Below are 19,740 nucleotides of genomic sequence, written 5' to 3' on the forward strand. Positions count from 1 at the left end.
TGATCCCATCTTATCACATTTGCGGGAAAAAGGGTGAGATTTGCGAAAATAGCCGCTTTCGTCGAAAATAATGGATGAAGGGTTAAGGGGAAAAATGCGCCGACGCCGCGAAGCCCACGTGAAGTGAGGGAAAGGCGGGAAGTGATGAGAAACTGGAAAAAAGCATGGGAAAGGGCATTGATGACCGCCGTCATCATGACGGGGTGGGGATGGATGGTATACGATTTGATTCACCCCGTTACTTTTTCGGCAGGTTGGTCTGTGCTAGTGTTGCTCGGGATTTACCTGTTTGTTGTGGAGTATCATCCCCATCCGGCAGGCGGGGGGAAAGTGACCCTTCATTTTCCGCTTTTATATGCGTTGAGTTCCTGGTTTTCACCCCCTATCGCCGGATTGATCTTCGTCGATGTCGTATTAGTCGTCACTTGGTTGAAGCGTCAGTCGTTTTCCCGATCACTCTTTCGAACTGGATATACGTTGATCGGCCTGTTTGCCGCCAGTGTAGCGCATCATGTGGTCCGTCCGTGGTTGAGCGGTTTGGCGCCGTTGTCCCAGTTGCTGTTCGGTCTGATCACGTTTTTATTGGTGTATGAGTTGGTAAGTAAAGGGATTCGTGACAGCGTCGAACAGCTGATGCCCGCCTCCCGACGCGGCAGAACTTGGTGGGGGAGTTGGCCCTTGGAACCCGGTTTGCTGTTACTCTCCTTCCTGTATTGCACCGTGGCCATCGTGTTTGAAGTACCGCGGCAACCGTACGGTTTTTTGGGCATCGCCTTTTTCTTCGCGCCGTTGGCCGGTTTCGCCGTTCTGTTGAACATCATCGCCCGCCTCAAACGGCAACAGCAGAAGATGGAGCTGTTATTCGTCATCGCGACGCGGATCAATCAAACACTCGACTTGCGCAAAGTTATGAAAGAAACATTGATTCCGTTGTCCAAAGTGATCGATTATACATACGGTGTCGTATACTTGTTGCGCGACGGACTGTTATACCCGGAAGTATTTGCAGGGGAGGAAACGTTGAAGGTCAAGCATCGGCCGTTGCCGCTCAACCGTGGCTTGAGCGGATGGGTCGCCTCCCACGCGAAACCCGCCTGTATCCATGATGTGCGCAAGGATCCCCGTTGCAAGGGTACGCCGACGGATGCGGAGGGGGTCAAATCCCTCTTGTCGGTACCGTTGGAAGTCAATGGGGAAGTGATGGGCGTTATCACCCTGGGTAAAACGGAAACCTACGGTTTTCGCGATATGGATTTGCGCTTTCTCACTGTATTGGCCAGTCAAGCGGTGGTGGCGATGCGTACCGCCAAACTGATGGAAGAGCGGGAACGCCGCGTGGTGGCGGAGGAACGAAACCGTTTGGCACGTGAAATCCACGACGGTATCGGACAATCGCTGGCCGGTGTTTTGATGAAAGTGGAGTCTGCGGCCCGGGTGTTTGACACTCACCCAGAGCGGGTGCGTCAATGGCTGGAAGAAGCGCAGGTGAAGCTGAGGGAAGGATTGAAGGAGGTTCGCCACTCGATCACGGCGCTCAGGCCATCTCCCGCGGCTCGGTTGGGTTTGCTGCCTGCGTTGCGGCAACGCGTGGAAGCGCATCAGCGCGAGACGGGTCAATGGTCCGTGTTTCAGATTAAAGGACGAGCGTATCCGTTGTTGCAGGAGTGGGAGGAAACCATTTATCAGGTGTGTCATGAGGCACTGAACAATGTGGCCAAACATGCACAAGCCACCAAGGTGCGCGTGCAATTGCGGTTCACAACGGAGTATGTTCGCTTGATCGTGCAGGATGACGGAGTTGGATTCAGTTTGGGCAAAGCAATTTCCAAAGCGGAGGCCCACAAACGGTACGGCATCGTCGGTATGAACGAACGAGCGCAAAAACTGGAGGCGGCATTACAGTTTTTGAGTAAACCGAACAAGGGAACGCGTGTGATCCTAACGATTCCGACGGAGAAAAGCGAGGAGGAGTCCGTTCATGTCTATTCGCGTTTTACTAGTGGATGATCATGCCGTTTTGCGTGACGGCTTGTCCAATATCATCAGTCTGGAAGACGACATGGAAGTGGTGGGAGAGGCCAAGAGCGGCATCGAAGCGTTGCAGTTGGTGGAGGAAGTCCAACCGGACGTGATCCTGATGGATATCAATATGCCGGGAATGAACGGGGTGGAAGCGATTCGCCGCATTCATACCCAGCATCCCAGAATCGCCATCATCGTATTGACCATGTATGATCGGGACGAGTATCTCTATGAATCGATTCGTGCCGGTGCCACGGGCTATCTGCTCAAAGATGCTCCGTCGGGGGATGTGATCGCGGCGATCCGCTCGGCGTCCCGAGGAGAGTCGACACTCCATCCGGTGATGGCACGCAAACTGTTAGACAATTTGACAGGAGAAAAAAGAGGGGAACGGGGCAGCTCCGACGAGAATCTTACCCCGCGGGAATTGGACGTGTTGCAATTGATGGTCAAAGGGCACAGCAACAAAGAGATAGCGGAACAATTGTTCATCAGCGATAAAACCGTGAAGATCCATGTCAGCAACATCCTGAAAAAGCTGGGGGTCAAAAGCCGTTCCCAAGCGATTATTTATGCGATCCAGCATGAGTTGGTGGTGTTGGAATAGGAAAATGACCTTCCACTTGGGAAAGTAATCTCTTATGTGAGACACCCTAAGTCAGATGGCGGTGTCGGAGCAGCCGATGTTCCAGCCAAGCGACCAATTGGTACATGACCGTGGCCAACACGGCCACGATTAACAGGCTCATCATGACCAGTGTCAGATTGAACACCTGAAATCCGTAAATGATCAAGTAGCCGAGGCCAGCCTTGGAAACGAGGAACTCCCCGACGATGACGCCTACCCAGGCGAGTCCGACATTCACTTTCAGTGCGGCGATCATGTCGGGAATGCAGGCTGGGAAAATGATTTTGACGAACAATTGGCGCCGGGTGGCACCAAAGGATCGGGCCAGTTTGCATGCGTCGGGATCGACGTTTTGGAAGCTGGAGTGGATGACGAGCGCGGTGATAATCACCGTGATTGCTACACCCATCGCCAGAATCGAACCGAATCCCGCTCCCATCGCAACGATAAAGAGCGGGCCGAGCGCCACTTTGGGCATACTGTTGATCACAACGAGATAAGGGTCCAAGACGCGGGAGAGAAAAGGGGAAGACCAGATCAGCGTGGCTAGAGCGATCCCAGAGACGGTGCCGATTGTGAAACCGATGACCGTCTCAGTTGCAGTGGTGACAACATGATGGACCAAATCACCAGACTGGAGCAACTGGAGAATCTGTTCTCCTATGCGGGAAGGGCTGCTAAACAAAAACGGATCGATCCATCCCCGGTCGGCACTGATCTGCCATCCGCCGAAAAACAGGAGCAACAGGGCGAGACGGCAACCCCATACGCTCCACAGTCGCAGGCGCAGGCGGCGAAGATAGCGTGCGTGGGCGGGGGAACGCCCTCCCTTATCCGAATGTGCAGGTAACCATTTCATCAGTGCTCCATCTCCCTCCACAGTTCGTCAAACAACGTGCGGAACATCGGGTGACTGCGGGCTTCCAGCGGTGTGGCGGACCGCACCTCCGCGGGGATGGTCAGCGTTCTGCGGATTTGGCTGGGCCGGCCGCCCATTACCAACACTCGGTCGGAAACGGCCAATGCTTCCTCCAGGTCGTGTGTGACAAGCACGGCTGTTTTTTTCTGTTCGCGCAAAACGGTCACCATCAATTTCTCCAAGTGCAATTTGTGTTGATAATCCAGGGAGGAGAACGGTTCGTCCAACAAGAGGATATCGGGATCAACAGCCAGTGTGCGTACCAATGCCGCCCGCTGGCGCATGCCGCCGGAAAGTTGAGAGGGATAATGATGAGCCACATCCCCCAGCCCCAATTCGTGGAGCAGGTCAAGTGCCCGACCAACCGTGCGGTCGGACAGAAGACCGCGCAATTCCAATCCCAACATCACATTGGCTTTGATTGTTCGCCATTCGAGGAGACAGTCCTGTTGCAGCATGTATCCGACGCGGGGAGACGGGGAACGCAGGGTTTCATCGAAAATTCGCACCGTACCGGCAGTGGCGGGGATCAACCCCGCCATCAGTGACAAAATCGTACTCTTTCCACATCCGCTGGGTCCGACCAGCGTCAGGAATTCACCAGGTTTGACCGTCAGACTGACGGGACCCACAGCGTGAATTTCTTCTGTTTTGGTCATATAGGTTTTGATCACCTGTTCCAGCACGATGGCATGGGAAGGTTGCATATCGCCATTCCCCCAAACACAGGCGCGGCGCACCATCGCCCCGGGGATACGGGGGCGGTTTACCGCATCGCTTTTTTGGCTAACTCCATTTTGACGATGGTGTCATAGGGAACATTGCCGGGCAATTCACCGGCTTGACGCATGATGTCGATCATATGACCGTATTCTTGTCGGTCGATGATCGGGTCGGTGGCCCATGCCTGTTGTTCCTTGTATCGTTGCAGCACTTTTTCCAATACGGCACGGTTCGTGTCGGGAAACTCAGGGGCAATCACATCTGCAATTTCCCGAACGGAATGCGATTGGACCCATTGTTGGCCTTGATACACGGCACGTATGAAACGGAGCAGGGTATCGGGATCTTGTTCCAGTTTGGATCGACCGGTGATGTAGATGGTATAGGGAAGGCGACCGCTGTCTTTCCCGAATGAGGCGACCACTTTCCCTTTTCCCTCCTGTTCCAATTTGGAGGCGACAGGTTCAAACAACTGGACGTAGTCCCCTGTCCCGGCGGCAAAGGCGTTGCCGAGATTTTTGTAGTCCACGTTTTGAATGATCTTTACATCCTTATGGGGTTTTAAGCCATGGCGGTGTTGCACGTACTCACTCACCATCTCAGGCATGCCGCCCTTGCGTTGGCCCAACAGCGTTTTGCCGCGTAGGTCGCTCCATTGAAACGGTCCGATTTGATTGCGGGCGACGAGAAAGCTGCCGTCCGTCTGCGTCAACTGGGCGATGCCGACCACCGGACGGGAAGCGCCGCGTGCGGTGACGTAGACAGCGGCTTCCGCTCCAACTAACACGATATCGGCGTCACCCGATAAGAGAGTAGTCATCGTTTTGTCGCCGCCGAAGCCGTTGGTCACCTCTACCGTCAATCCCTGCTCCTTGAAAAAGCCTTCGCGGATCGCCACATACTGTGGTGCGTAAAACATGGAATGCGTCACTTCAACCAATCGAACGGTACGGGAGTGGGAAGAGGACGGTGAACAGGCAGTCACAACCATCAGCCAACAGGAGACAACGGCGAATCCGATCATCCACCGAAATGTTCGCATGTCGGTCATCCTTTCTCGAAATTGGGCTGATGTATCGTATGCCTGGGCTTCAAATTCTGTTCACATTGGCTGCCTGCTGTAGGAATAGCCTATGATATAATAAGGAAAGACTGAAAGAGAAAAAGAGTGTCCATCAACAGGGAATTAACTGATTTCCGCAAGATACCCGGTGAGCAGGCACTCGGGCACGGATGACCTGGAATCGGGGTGGGGTCCATGCACATTTTAGTGGTCGGATTCAATCACAAGACGGCTCCAGTATCGTTGCGGGAGCGTTTGGCTTTCTCCGAAAACGAATGGGGAAAAGCTGTGACGACATTGCGCCATACCAAGAGCATTTTGGAGAGCGTCATCGTCAGCACCTGCAACCGGATGGAGCTTTACGTCATTTGCGATCAACTGCATACGGGCGAATACTACGCCAAAACGTTTTTGGAAGATTGGTTCTCCGTTCCCAAATCGGAGTTCGTCGATCATCTGTACATCAAACAAAACGATGAAGCGGTCCGTCATCTGTTTACGGTGGTGTGCGGGCTGGATTCGATGGTGATCGGGGAGACGCAAATCCTGGGACAAGTGCGCGATGCGTTCTTGAAAGCACAGGAACAACAAACCACCGGCACGATGTTCAACACCCTGTTTCGCCAGGCGATTACGCTCGGCAAGCGGGCACATGCCGAGACGGAGCTGGGGCAAAATGCCGTTTCCGTCAGCTATGCTGCGGTGGAGCTGGGGAAAAAGCTGTTCCCGACATTCTCCGGCAAAACGGTACTCTTGATCGGTGCAGGCGAAACAGCCCAACTGACGGCCAAACACTTCCAAGCCAATGGAGCCGATCGGATGATCGTGCTCAACCGCACGTGGGAAAAAGCGCGGGAAGTTGCAGCGCAATTCGGTGCCGAAGCGCGTTCGTTTACGCAATTGCATCAGAGCTTGCGTGAAGCGGACATCGTTGTCAGCTCCACGGGGGCATCCGGCGCGATCATCACCCGGGAAATGATCAAGCGGGTGTTGCCTGAGCGAAATGCGCCGCTGTTTTTGATCGATATCGCCGTACCGCGTGACATCGAGCCGGCCGTGCATGAATTAGACAATGTATACCTGTATGATATTGACGACTTGCAGGAGATCGTGTCGGCCAACCTGAAGCTGCGTGAGCAGGAAGCGGAGAAGGTGCGCCGCATGATCGAGGAAGAAGTGCGCGCTTTCCGGGATTGGGTGCAGACGCTCGGCGTCGTTCCGCTGATCACGGCGTTGCGTGAGAAAGCGTTGGCCATACAGGAAGAAACGATGAAAAGCATTGAGCGCAAATTGCCGGATCTGACTGAGCGGGAGTTGCGTGTGATCCGCAAGCACACCAAAAGCATTGTCAATCAGTTGCTGCGAGACCCGATCATGCGCGCCAAAGAATTGGCCGCCGGCCCCAACCGTGATGAGGCGTTGGAGATGTTTGCCCACATCTTTGCGCTGGAAGAAAGCCTGAAGAAAGAACAGGCTGGAGAACAAAAACAAGCGCACGCGCCTATAGAAAACGTCGCCGCTCCGTTGCGTCATCCGGCGTTTGCTGGCGGCAAAGTGACGTTCCGCTCGTGAACAAAAGGGGTGGCCGCCGTGTTCGCTGAGCGTTGGGTGTACGATCTGATTATTTATCTTTATGCATTAGGGCTTCTTTTTGCCTTTGCGGATTTACTGCACAAGAACCGGCGGGCCAATCGGCTGGCCCTTTCCTTGTTCATCGCGGTTTGGATGATTCAAACGGTGTTTATCGCCTTTCGGCTGTTTGAACTGTTTCCGCTGATGACATCGTTTGATTCTTTGTTTTTCTACTCGTGGGCCATTGTGGCGCTCACCTTGTTGATCAACTGGTTGTATCACATGGATTTGGTCGTATTTTCCGCGAATTTGGTGGGGTTTGCCGTACTGGCCATCAATTTTTTTGTCGCCCGTGACACGTCACGCCATTTGTCCCGACTGCTTCTGTCGGAATTGGTGTTCGTCCATGTCACGATGGCGTTTTTGGCCTATGCGGCTTTTTCTTTGTCTGCCGTTTTCGCGATCCTATATCTGATCGGGGATCATTTGCTGAAACAGAAGAAATGGAACCGGCTATTGCGTTTGTTACCTAGTTTAGAACATTTGCAAAGGCTGTCCTACGGTTTTTCCCTGATCGGGATGCCGTTATTGCTCTCGGCGATCATTTTGGGTGTGATTTGGGCGTATCAGACGAATATCAACGGATTTTGGTATGATCCCAAAATTATCGGATCCCTGATCGTGTTGTCGTTGTATGCGATTCAGCTGTACCAGAGGGCGAAACAAAGATGGCACGGACGGCGGCTGGCGTGGTGGAGTGCCGTGTCGTTCCTGGCGATGTTGCTCAATTATTGGATATCCGTTACGGGAATTTCATTCCACCGGTGGATGTAAGGGAGACGAATGTGATGAAACGGTTTTATCCGATGATGGTGGATTTGACCGGTCGGCGTTGCCTCGTGGTGGGCGGTGGATCGGTGGCGGAACGAAAAACGGCCTCGCTGTTGGAAGGGGGCGCCGACGTGATCGTGGTCAGTCCGGATGTGACCCCGGGTCTGCAAGTGTGGGCGGAGCAGGGAGAAATTACGTACCACCCCCGTCCCTATCGCAAAGGAGATGCGGCTGGATGTACCCTGGTGATCGCCGCCACGGATCAGGAGGCAGTCAACCGGGCGGTGTATGAAGAGGCGCAGGCATGCGGGGCCTGGATCAATGTGGTGGACCGACCCGACTTATGCAACTTTACCGTCCCCTCCACCCTTCGTCGGGGGCAACTGCAAATCGCCGTTTCCACGGGAGGGGCCAGTCCTACGCTGGCCAAAAAAATCCGCCAAGAGTTGGAAGAAACGTACGGACCCGAATACGCGGTCTACCTGAATCTGCTCAAAGAGATGCGCCAACGGATTCAGGAGGCTGTCGCCGATGCTGCTGTCCGCCATCAATTGATGGCGCGCCTCGTGGATGAGGAATGGATGGTATTGTGTAAAACCGATCCCAACGAGGCGCGCCGTCGTATGGAGAGTTGGATCGAACAAGCGGCCACGGCGGAAATCAGCGGGTGATCCGCTCGGATCGGGCAGTGAGGAGGACACAGACGATCATGCGAACCGTAGTGGTGGGAACAAGGAAAAGCGCTTTGGCGTTGACCCAGACCGGTTGGGTGATGGACCGGCTTCGGGAAGCGAATCCCCGCTGGGAGCTGCGTCAGGAAAAAATCGTGACCAAAGGAGATCGTATTTTGGATGTCACCTTGTCTAAAATCGGAGGCAAGGGGCTTTTCGTCAAGGAAATTGAACAAGCGCTGTTGGATGGGCGGATTGATATTGCCGTCCACAGCATGAAGGATATGCCCGGTGAAATGCCGGATGGTCTGGTGATCGGCGCGGTGACGCAGCGGGAAGACCCGCGCGACTGCCTGATCACCCGCAGTGGGCATTCATTGGAGAAACTGCCGCCCGGTGCGCGGATCGGTACCAGCAGTCTGCGCAGGCAGGCACAAATATTGGCGTATCGGCCCGATGTAACAGTGGAGCCGGTGCGTGGCAATCTGGAAACCCGTCTGCGCAAAATGGAGGAAGGGCAGTTTGACGCCATTCTCCTAGCGGTGGCCGGCTTGTCCCGGATGGGCTGGCAAGATCGTGTGACGCAAGCGCTTTCGACAGATATCATGGTGCCGGCCGTGGGGCAAGGGGCATTGGCCGTCCAGTGTCGTGCCGACGATACTGAAGTGTTGGAAGGATTGAAGAAGATCAACGATCCAAAGACTGAACGGGCCGTTCGAGCGGAACGGGCGTTTTTGCATGTATTTGAAGGCGGTTGCCATTTACCGGTGGGCGCGTACGCCGAGGCAACGGACGGATCGATCCACCTGATCGGCATGGTGGCGCACCCGGACGGTCGGAAGGTGTTACGCGGCGCTGTCGAAGGCGCGGAACCGGAGCAAGTCGGCCGTATACTGGCACAGCAGTTACTGGAACAAGGAGCGGGAGAATTGTTGTCGGCTTTGCGAGAGGAGATGAGCAGATGAACGCAGGCACCGTCTACTTGGTGGGAGCAGGTCCCGGCGATCCCGGGCTGATCACGGTCAAAGGGAAGGAAGCGATCGAAAAGTCCGATGTGATCGTGTATGACCGTTTGGCCAGCCCCCGATTGCTGAAATATGCCAAACCGGATGCCGAGCGGATATACGTGGGGAAAATGCCGGACCGTCACACCTTGACGCAGGAAGAGATCAACCAGCTACTGGTGGAGAAAGCGAAAGAAGGTAAAACGGTCACCCGGCTGAAAGGGGGAGATCCGTTCGTTTTCGGACGCGGTGGCGAAGAAGCGGAGACATTGGTGGAGCACGGTATTCCGTTTGAGGTGGTGCCCGGGATCACATCGGCCATTGCCGTTCCCGCATACGCAGGGATTCCGGTAACGCACAGGGACATCAACCCTTCCTTCACCATCGTGACTGGACATGAGCGGCCGGAAAAAACGGAATCCGCCATCCGGTGGGATAAATTGGCCACTGCTTCGGAAACGTTGATTTTCCTGATGGGCGTGGGCAATTTGCCGTTCATCCGCGATCAGTTGATCCGGTACGGCCGTTCGGAAAACACCCCTGTCGCCCTGATTCGTTGGGGCACGCGTGTGGAACAGGAAGTGCTGACGGGGACGTTGGATGACATCGTGGAAAAGGTACAGGAAGCCAACTTCCGCCCTCCCGCCATTATCATTGTGGGTGAAGTGGTCCGGTTGCGCGACAAGCTGAAATGGTTTGAGAACAAGCCATTATTCGGCCGGCGTGTGCTGGTGACGCGGGCGCGCAGTCAAAGCAGTTCGTTGGTGGAGAAAATCGAGGCGTTGGGCGGAGAAGCCGTCGAGTTTCCGGTGATACACCTCACGCGTCCCAAACGGCAGGACTTGCTGGATCAAGCCTTGAAACGGCTCGGGGTGTACGATTGGGTGGTGTTTACCAGTGTCAATGGTGTCAAGTATTTCTTCCGCCGTTTGCGTGAGCTGAAGCTGGATATCCGTTCGATGTCTAGGGCCAAGATAGCGGCGATTGGTCCGAAAACAGCGGAAGCCCTGGAGGAAAAAGGTCTTCTGGTTGAGGTGTTGCCCGACAAATTTCAGGCGGAGGCGTTGGTGGAGTACCTGAAACCGTTGGTTCGTTCTGGGGAACGCATTCTGCTTCCGCGTGCCGACATCTCCCGAAAAGTGCTGGCTGTTGAGCTAGAGAAACTGGGGTGCCAAGTGGAGGAAGTAGACGCATACGACACGGTTGTCGGCAACGAAAATGCGGAAGAAGTGGCCAACATGTTGGAAAACGGCGCCATTCACGTGATCACGTTTACCAGTTCGTCCACTGTCCGCAATTTCGTAGACGCAATTCGTTCCGTACGGGAAAATTGGCAATCCCTGATCCAAGGGACGCAAATCGCCTGCATCGGACCGATCACTGCTCAAACAGCGGAAGATCTCGGACTGACGCCGGATGTGGTGGCGGAGCGTTTTACTATCGACGGATTGATTGAGGCCATTGCCCAACATCCGCCGAAAGTGCTGACGAAGGGGGAGTTGCGATGAAACCGTTCGCACGGCATCGCCGGTTGAGAAGGAATGAGGCAATCCGAAGCATGGTGCGAGAACACCATGTGCAAGTGACGGATTTGATCTACCCATTGTTCGTCGTGGAAGGGAATGCTGTGAATGAGGAGATCCCGTCCATGCCGGGAGTTTATCATTACTCCCTGGACCGGCTGGACGAAGAGATCGACGAAGTGGTGGACCTCGGCATCCCGTCCGTCCTGATCTTCGGCGTACCCAATGAAAAAGACGCCTGCGGTAGTTCCGCCTACGACGAAAACGGCATCGTCCAGCGGGCCATCCGCCAGATCAAGGAGCGGCATCCTGGATTGTATGTTATCGCGGACACATGCTTGTGCCAGTACACCGATCATGGCCACTGCGGCGTAGTGGAAGACGGGGAGATCGTCAACGACGCTTCACTGGAGCTGTTGGTGAAAACCGCCGTCTCCCAAGCACGTGCGGGTGCGGACATGATCGCGCCTTCCAATATGATGGATGGGTTTGTCGCTGCCATCCGCCAAGGGCTGGACGAAGCGGGGTTCACACACATTCCGATCATGTCGTATGCGGTGAAGTATGCCTCCGCCTTCTACGGTCCGTTCCGTGATGCGGCTCATTCGGCACCCCAGTTCGGAGATCGCCGTACGTACCAGATGGACCCGGCCAACGCACGTGAAGCCTTGCGGGAAGCGGCTTCCGATGTGGAACAGGGAGCCGATCTGCTCATGGTGAAACCAGGCATGGCGTATCTGGATATCCTGCATCGGCTGAAAGAGCGGTTTGATCTGCCGGTGGCAGTGTACAACGTCAGTGCCGAATATGCGATGGTGAAAGCGGCTGCGCAAAATGGGTGGATCGACGAACAGCGTATCGTGATGGAACTGATGACTGCGATGAAACGGGCCGGCGCCGACCTGATTCTGACGTATCACGCCAAAGACGTGGCCCGGTGGCTGCGAGGAGGGATAAACGGATGACCGCGCAAACGTTGGACCGATTGGATCAGGAAATCCTGAACCTGTTGCAGGAAGGCATCGAGTTGGTGGAGCGCCCCTTCCTGGCGATCGCCGAAAAAGTGGGAACGACTGAAGAAGACGTGATGGAGCGGGTTCGCCGATTGAAAGGGGACATTGTTCGGCAGATCTCGGCCATTTTCGATACGCGCACACTCGGATACCAATCCAGCTTGGTGGCGGCCAAAATTCCGGAGGAGCGCCTGGACGAGGCAGCACAGATCATCAACGATCACCCCGGGGTTTCCCACAATTACAAGCGAAACCATGACTACAACCTGTGGTTTACGATCGCTGTGCCTCCGAACAGCCGTCTCGGATTGGAAAAAACGGTGGAGCTCTTGGGTGAAATGGCCGAAGTGGATGTGATCCGCCTGATGCCCACGCTCCGATTGTTCAAGATCGGCGTTCAGCTAGATATGACTGGAAAGGAAGATCAGACCAAGGCAAAGGCCAAACCAGCTTACGGGGAAGAAGACCGGAAACAGGCGGCCAAAACCGTCACCGACTTCGACATTGCCGTCATTCGTGAACTGCAGAAAGACTTGCCGATCGAGCCCCGGCCGTTTGACCGTTGGGCGCAAAACATCGGCATCAGCACGGAGGAACTCCTTCAAGCCGGCCGAGATCTGCAAGCTCGGAAGCAGATGCGCCGGTTCGCAGCCGTGCTCCATCACCGCAAGGCCGGCTTCCGTTTCAACGGCATGGGCGTCTGGGCCGTACCGGAGGATCGGGTGGATGAGGTTGGACCGAAAATGGCTTCCTTCAAGGCGGTCAGTCACTGCTATTTGCGTCCGACGTATCCAGATTGGCCTTACAGTATTTTTACGATGGTGCACGGCCGGACGATGGAGGAGTGCGAATCGATCCTGCAGGCGATCGAGGATGAAACGGGGATTACTGAGCGCGCCGTTTTGTACTCCACCAAAGAATACAAAAAGACCCGCGTCTCCTATTTCACTCCGGAAGCGGATGAGTGGGAGGAAAAAGTGATTCGCCGCTTCGGATTGTGAGCGAAGGCGTGTCTGAACTTTGCTCGCGTTCATGCCCAAGAAGATCACCCCCGCCGATCCATCGGTGGGGATGTTTTTTTTACGGTTATAAAATGGCTCGATGAAAAAGGGTTAAAGTTAAGCTAGGGTGTGTCTGGTCATTCCGTAAGGAAGCAATATCAGGAAAGCGAAGACCTTAGCCCTGACTGTGCGAAAGGATTGAAATCGCGGGTAATTTGTCATAGCGAAGCGTACTTTGCCCGCGTCCTGCGCTGACGGGTCGGAGCGGTCATCATATGCTTCTTCGTACGGAGCAGATGGAACGAGCCGGGAAAGCAATGCGGACAGTATTCACCAGACACACCCTAGTCCTTTATTTCTATGGAAAAGGATGAATATGGACAAAAGAATAAAAATCACAAATTCTGCATGAAGAGTAGTGATCTCTGTGCTAAAATGGTAAAGTCTCCTTTTGAAGTTAGGAAATCCTTTATTCTATCGGTTTCACTTCAAAGAGGAGTCCGCAATCATCTTAAAGAGAAAGGAAGACTGTGATGCGTCGCAAGTGGAATTGGCTGTTTGTTTCTGCCATGATTCTGGTTCTTGTTGCTGGTTGTGGACAACTCAACATCGCCGCCGAGGGTATGAAAAAATTGACGCCCAAGGAAGTGCTGATCAAAGCGGAGCATGCCGCTGAAAAATCCAAAGGTCTCTCCTACAAAATAACCGGAAACCAAGCCTTAAGCATCGAAGCCGGCGGCCAAACCAAATCCGTCGACCAAACCATCGAGGGGAACATCGACTTGACCAATCAACCGCAGGCGATGCATATAACGATGACCGTTCACAGTGAAGGCCAGAAAGTCGATGGGGAAATGTACATGGTGGGAAATGAACTCTATCAGAAGACGGTCGACGGGAGCGGCTGGCTGAAATCGAATGCGCCGGATCTCGGCTCCACCGAGTCACAAAACCCGAATGAAGCGTTGCAAAAGCTGGAAGAATTGCTCGGCAAGCTGCAAACACCGGAAGAGAAGAAAATGCTGAAAATGACGGAGACGGCGAATGCCTACGTATTGGAGATCAACGTCGACGAACATACTCCTCATACTATCATAGACAAATGCATGGAGGAAGTGAAGGCGGCGATGCTCCCGCAATTTCAACATGCAGGTATCCCCGTTGATGCCGATCAAATCAAACTGCATCAGTATAGCCAAAAGATCACGATTGACAAAAAATCCTTCAGACAAACCAAAGTGGTGCAAGAGACGAAAATAGAAATCCCGATCAACGATCCTTCCGTTAGCGGCACGCTGAATGCGGATCAAAAAATGGAAATGAGTCTGGTTGGCGATTTCAATGAAACAATCAAAATACCGGAAGATGTGAAAAATAGCGCTCAAGAAGTACAAGTGCAATAACGTATGTGAAGAACCACCCGTCTCCATCGATTCGTGGGGGAAGACGGCTGTGTCACGAAACTGAGGGAGCCATCAGTGGCTCCTTTTTATTTGTCTTCATTATTCCGTTAATGTCCTCTTCAGTCCACATGCCTTCTCACTTCCGATACCAACCCATTATCGGAAGTTTAAACTTCTTTCATCATCGATAACGAATCTATTCTTCTAAAAAGGGGTTTGACCACGGTGCAGGGCGGGTAGAAAATTCACGTTACCACATAAATCCCTTTATATGGATTTGGTGGAAAAATTACTTTTTGGTATGAGGTGATGTTGTGAAACATTGGATCACATCCCTGATGGTGACCGCGGCTTTGTTGGTCGGTGCGAGTGGTTCGCACGTCTGGGCAGCGAAATCTTTCTCACAGCCTGTATCCGGTACGCATATTACGCAGAAATACGGAAAACAGCACCGGGCGATCGATTATCAACGATACAAGCGTGACAAAGGTTTCGTTGGCAGCATCGGGGACGGGAAGGTGATTAAGGTAAAACGAGATGCGAAGTGCGACTACGGATGGCATGTGATGGTGGATCATGGGGACGGTTACGTGAGTGTCTATTCCCATCTCAGTGGAATCAGTGTATTGCAAGGGCAAAAAGTGAAAAAGGGAAACAAAATCGGCAATATGGGCAAGACCGGGAAAGTGCACGCAAAATATCCGATTCTTCATTTGGAAGTAATCAAGGATGGGAAAAAGATTAATCCAATGAGTGTCATGAAGTGACCATGCGGTTCATCGCCTGACGGCCTCTTGTAAGAGGGGGCTGCGGGTTAGCCGAAAGATCATTGGGAATGGCTCATGGTTTGGTGTCAGCTCTGAGTTGCCCACCTCCAGCTACAGTCGGAGCGGAAGTGGGAACTCAGAGCCTTTTCGTTTTTTAATACATCATCGGTCCTTTCACGCCTTCATATAAAGCGGCATCATACATCCACCAAACAGACAAAATCACCCGCTTACCCCTCGTGTGTTGTGTCGGGATTTGCGGTACAATACCGTTTGAGAGGTGATGTGGCTTGCATAAGGGATTTCAGCGGTCGATTGCCTATTATGAACAAGCGGTGAAAGTGATTCCCGGCGGGGTGAACAGCCCGGTCCGCGCGTTCAAGTCCGTGGAGATGAACCCGGTTGTGCTGCAGCGCGGCGAAGGAAGCCGGGTATGGGATGTGGACGGGAATGAATACATCGATTACATCTGTTCGTGGGGACCGCTCATTCTGGGTCATTCCCACCCGTCCGTGGTGGAGGCAGTCAAAGCGGCTGCGGAAAAAGGGACCAGCTTCGGTGCGCTGACCGAGATTGAGGTGAAAATGGCCCAGTTGGTGGCGGAAATTGTACCGTCTGTGGAAGTGGTCCGGATGGTCAACTCCGGTACCGAAGCGACGATGAGCGCATTGCGGTTGGCCCGTGCGTATACTCGCAGGAACAAGATTGTGAAATTTGAGGGCAGCTATCACGGCCACTCCGACAGCTTGCTGATTAAAGCCGGTTCCGGTGTGGCGACGTTAGGGTTGCCGGACAGTCCCGGTGTGCCGGAGAATACGGCGCAGCACACATTGACCGTCCCCTACAACGATTTAGACAGCGCCCGCGTGGCCTTCCAGAAGTTCGGCCACGATATCGCCGCGGTGATTGTGGAACCGGTGGCGGGGAACATGGGTGTCGTGCCGCCCGAACCGGGCTTTCTGGAGGGATTGCGCCGATTGACCGCGCATTACGGTGCGCTGTTGATTTTCGACGAAGTCATGACCGGTTTCCGGGTCGATTATCATTGTGCGCAAGGCAAGTATGGAGTAATGCCTGATCTGACTACCTTGGGGAAAGTGATCGGTGGCGGTCTGCCCGTCGGGGCATACGGCGGTCGACGTGAAATCATGGAGATGGTGGCCCCGACCGGTCCCGTGTATCAAGCGGGAACGCTCTCCGGCAATCCGTTGGCCATGGCCGCCGGCTATGCTACATTGCAGGAGCTGGGTAAGCCTGGCGTTTATGAGCAATTGGAAGCCAAAGCGTCCCGGTTGGAGGAAGGATTCCGGCAAAACGCGGAAGAAACGGGTATTCCCTACCATATTAACCGGGTGGGTTCCATGGTGTGTCTGTTCTTCACGGGTGAAAGAGTAGTAAGCTACACCCAGGCCAAACAATCCGACACCAAGCGGTTTGCCCGTTATTTCCGACTGATGCTGGAACAAGGTATTCTGTTGCCACCGTCACAGTTTGAGGGTATGTTCGTCTCCGCCGCGCACAGTGACGAAGATATCGAACGGACGATCGAAGCCAATCGGAACGCGTTGAAACAACTGTGATACTACTGTTTGATGAAGGGCGGTTTGGAAACAATCTTGCCAAGCGTGACAAAAACGCTTGGCTTTTTCCTTTTTGCGGGATCGGTCATTTTCTTTCTTTTGGTCCTCCTCTTACTTGTATTTGACAACAGGCCATTTCTGTTTCCGCAGTGCGTTCATCAGCTCCGGTCCAACATGCAAGTTGTCCTCTACCAGTTCCCGAGGAGTCAGCGCCATCCACTGGTTCAGCGACACGTCGGCAAAACGGTTACTCTTAAACATCTCTAGAAACATCAGCTTTTGGTTACCGGTGTTCTGGATATAGTGACCCATAGCGAACGGTACATACCCTACATCACCGGCTCGGTAATTGAAAGTTCTTGCCGTGCCGTTAGACGCGAACACCGTCATCCGTGCCGTGCCTGTAAGGTAATATTGCCATTCGTCGTTATTCGGGTGCCAATGCATTTCTCGCATCCCGCCCGGCTCGACCTCCACAAACGCCGCCGCAATAGTGGTCGAAATAGGGAAGTTGGAAGAATCAACAATGCGAACCGTCCCGCCCGGAGTCCGTATTGGTCGCTGTGCCAGAAGCCGGTGTGTGAAGCTCTTCGGCACGGTACCATACGGACTCGAAACCTTCTGTGTCTCAATCGGACCTGGCACATAACTCTGGAACATATATTTCTGGCTCGACGGGATTTGGGCAAAGGCGCTTTCCTGCACGCCGAAGTTTGCAGACAGCACGTCCTTCGGAGTGTGCGCGAACCAGTCGGAGATGGTAAAGGTGTCGTTTTCGGAGAAGTTGCCATCATCAAAAACCAATAGAAACTCACAGCCTTGGATCGAATGGGGGATGCCTGGGGGAAAGTACCACAGGTCGCCCACTCCGACATCAGCTATAAAGTTCCGTCCATCCTGATCGACCGCAGTGATGCGCGCACGGCCAACGAGCATGAAAGCCCACTCAGCCTGCTTGTGCCAGTGTAGCTCCCGTACACCGCCCGGTGTAAGACGCATGTTCACCCCCGCAAGCGTGGTTGCGATCGGCAGCTGTCTCACCGTGACTTCCCGTGACCAGCCGCCGTGAAATAACTGCATATAGGTGTCGGAGAAGGAGAACTTCAAGTTGGGGATCTTTCCGGCGTCGGTGGCCGGTGGAACCAGCATGTCGGGGTTCTCAAGATCGCGCATCACGTCCCGCGGACCGGGATCGGTCGCACCAGCGCCGTCATCCCTTATAGGCTGTGGTACAGGAGGGCAATTCTTAGGTCGTCTTTCCATGAAAACTCTCTCCCATGTTCGTATTTCTTATTCGTAGGCTATGACGCGAATTCGCAGGTATGTCGGTGGTACCCCCCAAAAAAAGTCCATTCTTCTATGGTTTCTCTGCCTTCATTTTGCTGTTTGATTTTGAAACTGTCAGAGGTCAAAATTCTGGGGTACTGTGCAGGTTTAGCCAACAACATGAAATCCATGATTTGTGCTTTACATTGTGATTGGTTTGTCATTTCGGTCTTCACTCTACATGTGCTGTCCCTACAATACGGATCATTGAATAGGATAAGGCGAGACGAGAGGAAAAGAGGTGCATATAATGAGCGGATACGGTTATGGTGGTTTCGGATTTCGTCGCCTGTTGATTTTCCTGTTGGTAATCGCAACGATTTTTGTTTTTGCCGGCGTTGGATTTGGTGGCTAATAACAGGATTGACGCACAATAAACCCAACTTAGCACCTAACTGATGTTGGATGAGGCTACTGACCCAGTGGGAAACTGCTGGGTTTGTTTATGGATTGAACAATAGGGGATGTAGCGGACGATGGGAGGGAAAACCATCAACTGGTCCTTGTAATTATCCTTGTAATTAAATGGTCTCCTTTGCTTTTCATCTACATTGGTGGTTGGATTCGGGGGCTCATATTTTTGCAAGAATGAACGATTGATCAATAGCGAATAATGTATACAGCAAACTGAAACAGAAAGGCAACGGCGACTATGACAAAAGTAGGAATCGCACTAGGTGGTGGCGGTGTAGCTGGTTGCGCACACATTGGTGCTTTGTGTGCCTTAGAAGAAGCGGGTATTCAAATTGACTGTCTTGCGGGCTCCAGTGCAGGTGCTATCATCGCCGCCTTGTACGCATACGGGTATTCCACAAAAGAATTGATGGAAATGGTACCCAACATCACGAAACGATACCTCGATTACGATTACCTCGCTTTTCTTTCCAAACTGATTAAGCGTCATATCAAAATACAGGGGCTTATCAAAGGAGAAAAGTTTCACGATCTGATCGCCAATTTGACCCAACATGCTCATATCGCTGAACTGAAATTCCCTTTGGCCTTGCTATCATCAGATCTGAAACAAGCACGGCAAGTAGTGTTTACCTCACGGCCGTTAGTGAATCCGTGCAGTGAAATAGATGTGATAACTGATATTCAACTGGCAAAAGCTGTACAAGCAAGCATCTCCATACCAGTTCTCTTCAAACCCGTCATGCATAAAGGTAGGGTATTAGTAGACGGAGGGGTTATGGACAATTGTCCAATCTCTGCCGTTCAGGCGCTGGGTGCGGATAAGGTGATTGCTGTAAATCTGGTTTTTGCTGATCCTGTTGATTCGTTTGATTCCTTATTTTCGATCTTGGCAAGAGTTGTGAGTATCAATCTGGCGATCCAAGCAAAGTACACTACCAGGCAAGCAGACATCGTCTTACATCCTGAAGTTAGTTCGATTGGTCTATTGGATTTTTCGAAGCTCACCACATGTATGGAGGCTGGCTATGACTATACCCGAAAACGAATGAAAGAAATCAAAGCTGTCCTTACAGAAAAAGTCGTCTGAAAGCCCACGGTTTCAATCGTGGGATGAAAGGCGGCGTTGCTCGGCATCCCCTTTTGGGGATGGTAAGGGCAACCATTTGTTGTATAATCGAACGTACGAGCGGTGCTCATCCCACTGGTAGTGGGTTTGTTCCTGTGTACGTCATGGTATGGGGTTCCAGTGGCGAACTAATCACTCCCACTGGGTAAAA

Annotated in this window: 17 protein-coding genes; 13 read left to right on the forward strand and 4 right to left on the reverse strand. The window is 53.1% G+C overall.

Features of this window, described 5'->3' with window-relative positions; all coding sequences use genetic code 11:
• The first annotated feature begins 144 nt into the window (after nucleotides 1-144).
• Entirely contained in the window at nucleotides 145-2,007 is a 1,863-nt protein-coding gene (locus NWF35_RS01825; RefSeq protein WP_301237386.1) for a GAF domain-containing sensor histidine kinase, read from the forward strand.
• Nucleotides 1,979-2,629: a response regulator gene (locus tag NWF35_RS01830; RefSeq protein WP_301237387.1), complete on the forward strand. Its 651-nt coding sequence runs from the start codon at nucleotides 1,979-1,981 to the stop codon at nucleotides 2,627-2,629. The genes NWF35_RS01825 and NWF35_RS01830 overlap by 29 nt, the downstream gene beginning before the upstream one ends.
• A gap of 46 nt (nucleotides 2,630-2,675) precedes the next feature.
• Here the strand turns inward: NWF35_RS01830 and NWF35_RS01835 are convergent, their stop codons facing one another.
• From NWF35_RS01835 to NWF35_RS01845, 3 genes are read right to left on the reverse strand one after another with little or no spacing between them, the layout of a single operon-like run.
• The gene (locus NWF35_RS01835; RefSeq protein WP_301237388.1) at nucleotides 2,676-3,509 is read right to left on the reverse strand and encodes an ABC transporter permease; all 834 of its coding nucleotides are present in this window, start codon (nucleotides 3,507-3,509) and stop codon (nucleotides 2,676-2,678) included.
• The gene (locus NWF35_RS01840; RefSeq protein WP_301237389.1) at nucleotides 3,509-4,276 is read right to left on the reverse strand and encodes an ABC transporter ATP-binding protein; all 768 of its coding nucleotides are present in this window, start codon (nucleotides 4,274-4,276) and stop codon (nucleotides 3,509-3,511) included. Before NWF35_RS01840 ends, NWF35_RS01835 begins: the two co-directional genes overlap by 1 nt.
• Nucleotides 4,277-4,335: 59 nt before the next feature.
• Nucleotides 4,336-5,334 (reverse strand): ABC transporter substrate-binding protein, encoded by a 999-nt coding sequence (locus tag NWF35_RS01845; RefSeq protein WP_301237390.1) that lies wholly within the window; start codon nucleotides 5,332-5,334, stop codon nucleotides 4,336-4,338.
• A gap of 216 nt (nucleotides 5,335-5,550) precedes the next feature.
• Here NWF35_RS01845 and hemA point away from each other — a divergent pair, with 216 nt between their 5' ends.
• The 10 genes from hemA (at nucleotide 5,551) to hemL (ending at nucleotide 16,720) form a co-directional block, all read left to right on the forward strand.
• Nucleotides 5,551-6,927 (forward strand): glutamyl-tRNA reductase, encoded by a 1,377-nt coding sequence (gene hemA / locus NWF35_RS01850; protein ID WP_301237391.1) that lies wholly within the window; start codon nucleotides 5,551-5,553, stop codon nucleotides 6,925-6,927.
• A gap of 18 nt (nucleotides 6,928-6,945) precedes the next feature.
• Nucleotides 6,946-7,761: a cytochrome C assembly family protein gene (locus tag NWF35_RS01855; protein WP_301237392.1), complete on the forward strand. Its 816-nt coding sequence runs from the start codon at nucleotides 6,946-6,948 to the stop codon at nucleotides 7,759-7,761.
• A gap of 14 nt (nucleotides 7,762-7,775) precedes the next feature.
• Nucleotides 7,776-8,429, forward strand: a complete 654-nt coding sequence (locus NWF35_RS01860; protein ID WP_301237393.1) for a precorrin-2 dehydrogenase/sirohydrochlorin ferrochelatase family protein — start codon at nucleotides 7,776-7,778, stop codon at nucleotides 8,427-8,429.
• Nucleotides 8,430-8,467: 38 nt separating this feature from the next.
• Nucleotides 8,468-9,394 (forward strand): hydroxymethylbilane synthase, encoded by a 927-nt coding sequence (hemC, locus tag NWF35_RS01865; RefSeq protein WP_301237394.1) that lies wholly within the window; start codon nucleotides 8,468-8,470, stop codon nucleotides 9,392-9,394.
• On the forward strand, nucleotides 9,391-10,941 hold the full coding sequence (cobA, locus tag NWF35_RS01870; protein ID WP_301237395.1) for a uroporphyrinogen-III C-methyltransferase: 1,551 nt from the start codon (nucleotides 9,391-9,393) through the stop codon (nucleotides 10,939-10,941). The genes hemC and cobA overlap by 4 nt, the downstream gene beginning before the upstream one ends.
• Nucleotides 10,938-11,921 carry a porphobilinogen synthase gene (gene hemB, locus NWF35_RS01875; protein WP_301237396.1) on the forward strand — a complete coding sequence of 328 codons (984 nt, stop codon included), beginning with the start codon at nucleotides 10,938-10,940 and terminating at the stop codon, nucleotides 11,919-11,921. Before cobA ends, hemB begins: the two co-directional genes overlap by 4 nt.
• Complete coding sequence (gene ahbA, locus NWF35_RS01880; protein ID WP_301237397.1) at nucleotides 11,918-12,970, forward strand: siroheme decarboxylase subunit alpha; 1,053 nt, start codon at nucleotides 11,918-11,920, stop codon at nucleotides 12,968-12,970. Before hemB ends, ahbA begins: the two co-directional genes overlap by 4 nt.
• 533 nt (nucleotides 12,971-13,503) lie before the next feature.
• The gene (locus tag NWF35_RS01885) at nucleotides 13,504-14,373 is read left to right on the forward strand and encodes a DUF6612 family protein (protein ID WP_301237398.1); all 870 of its coding nucleotides are present in this window, start codon (nucleotides 13,504-13,506) and stop codon (nucleotides 14,371-14,373) included.
• Between the two features lie 314 nt (nucleotides 14,374-14,687).
• The gene (locus tag NWF35_RS01890; RefSeq protein ID WP_301237399.1) at nucleotides 14,688-15,140 is read left to right on the forward strand and encodes a M23 family metallopeptidase; all 453 of its coding nucleotides are present in this window, start codon (nucleotides 14,688-14,690) and stop codon (nucleotides 15,138-15,140) included.
• Between the two features lie 290 nt (nucleotides 15,141-15,430).
• Nucleotides 15,431-16,720 (forward strand): glutamate-1-semialdehyde 2,1-aminomutase, encoded by a 1,290-nt coding sequence (gene hemL, locus NWF35_RS01895; RefSeq protein WP_301237400.1) that lies wholly within the window; start codon nucleotides 15,431-15,433, stop codon nucleotides 16,718-16,720.
• A gap of 111 nt (nucleotides 16,721-16,831) precedes the next feature.
• Here hemL and NWF35_RS01900 read toward each other — a convergent pair whose 3' ends face one another.
• The gene (locus NWF35_RS01900) at nucleotides 16,832-17,983 is read right to left on the reverse strand and encodes an oxalate decarboxylase family bicupin (RefSeq protein ID WP_301237401.1); all 1,152 of its coding nucleotides are present in this window, start codon (nucleotides 17,981-17,983) and stop codon (nucleotides 16,832-16,834) included.
• Between the two features lie 715 nt (nucleotides 17,984-18,698).
• Between NWF35_RS01900 and NWF35_RS01905 the strand changes: the two genes are divergently transcribed.
• Complete coding sequence (locus NWF35_RS01905) at nucleotides 18,699-19,550, forward strand: patatin-like phospholipase family protein (protein WP_301237402.1); 852 nt, start codon at nucleotides 18,699-18,701, stop codon at nucleotides 19,548-19,550.
• The last annotated feature ends 190 nt before the right edge of the window (nucleotides 19,551-19,740 follow it).

This window comes from Polycladomyces subterraneus (assembly GCF_030433435.1).
Classification (GTDB): domain Bacteria; phylum Bacillota; class Bacilli; order Thermoactinomycetales; family JIR-001; genus Polycladomyces; species Polycladomyces subterraneus.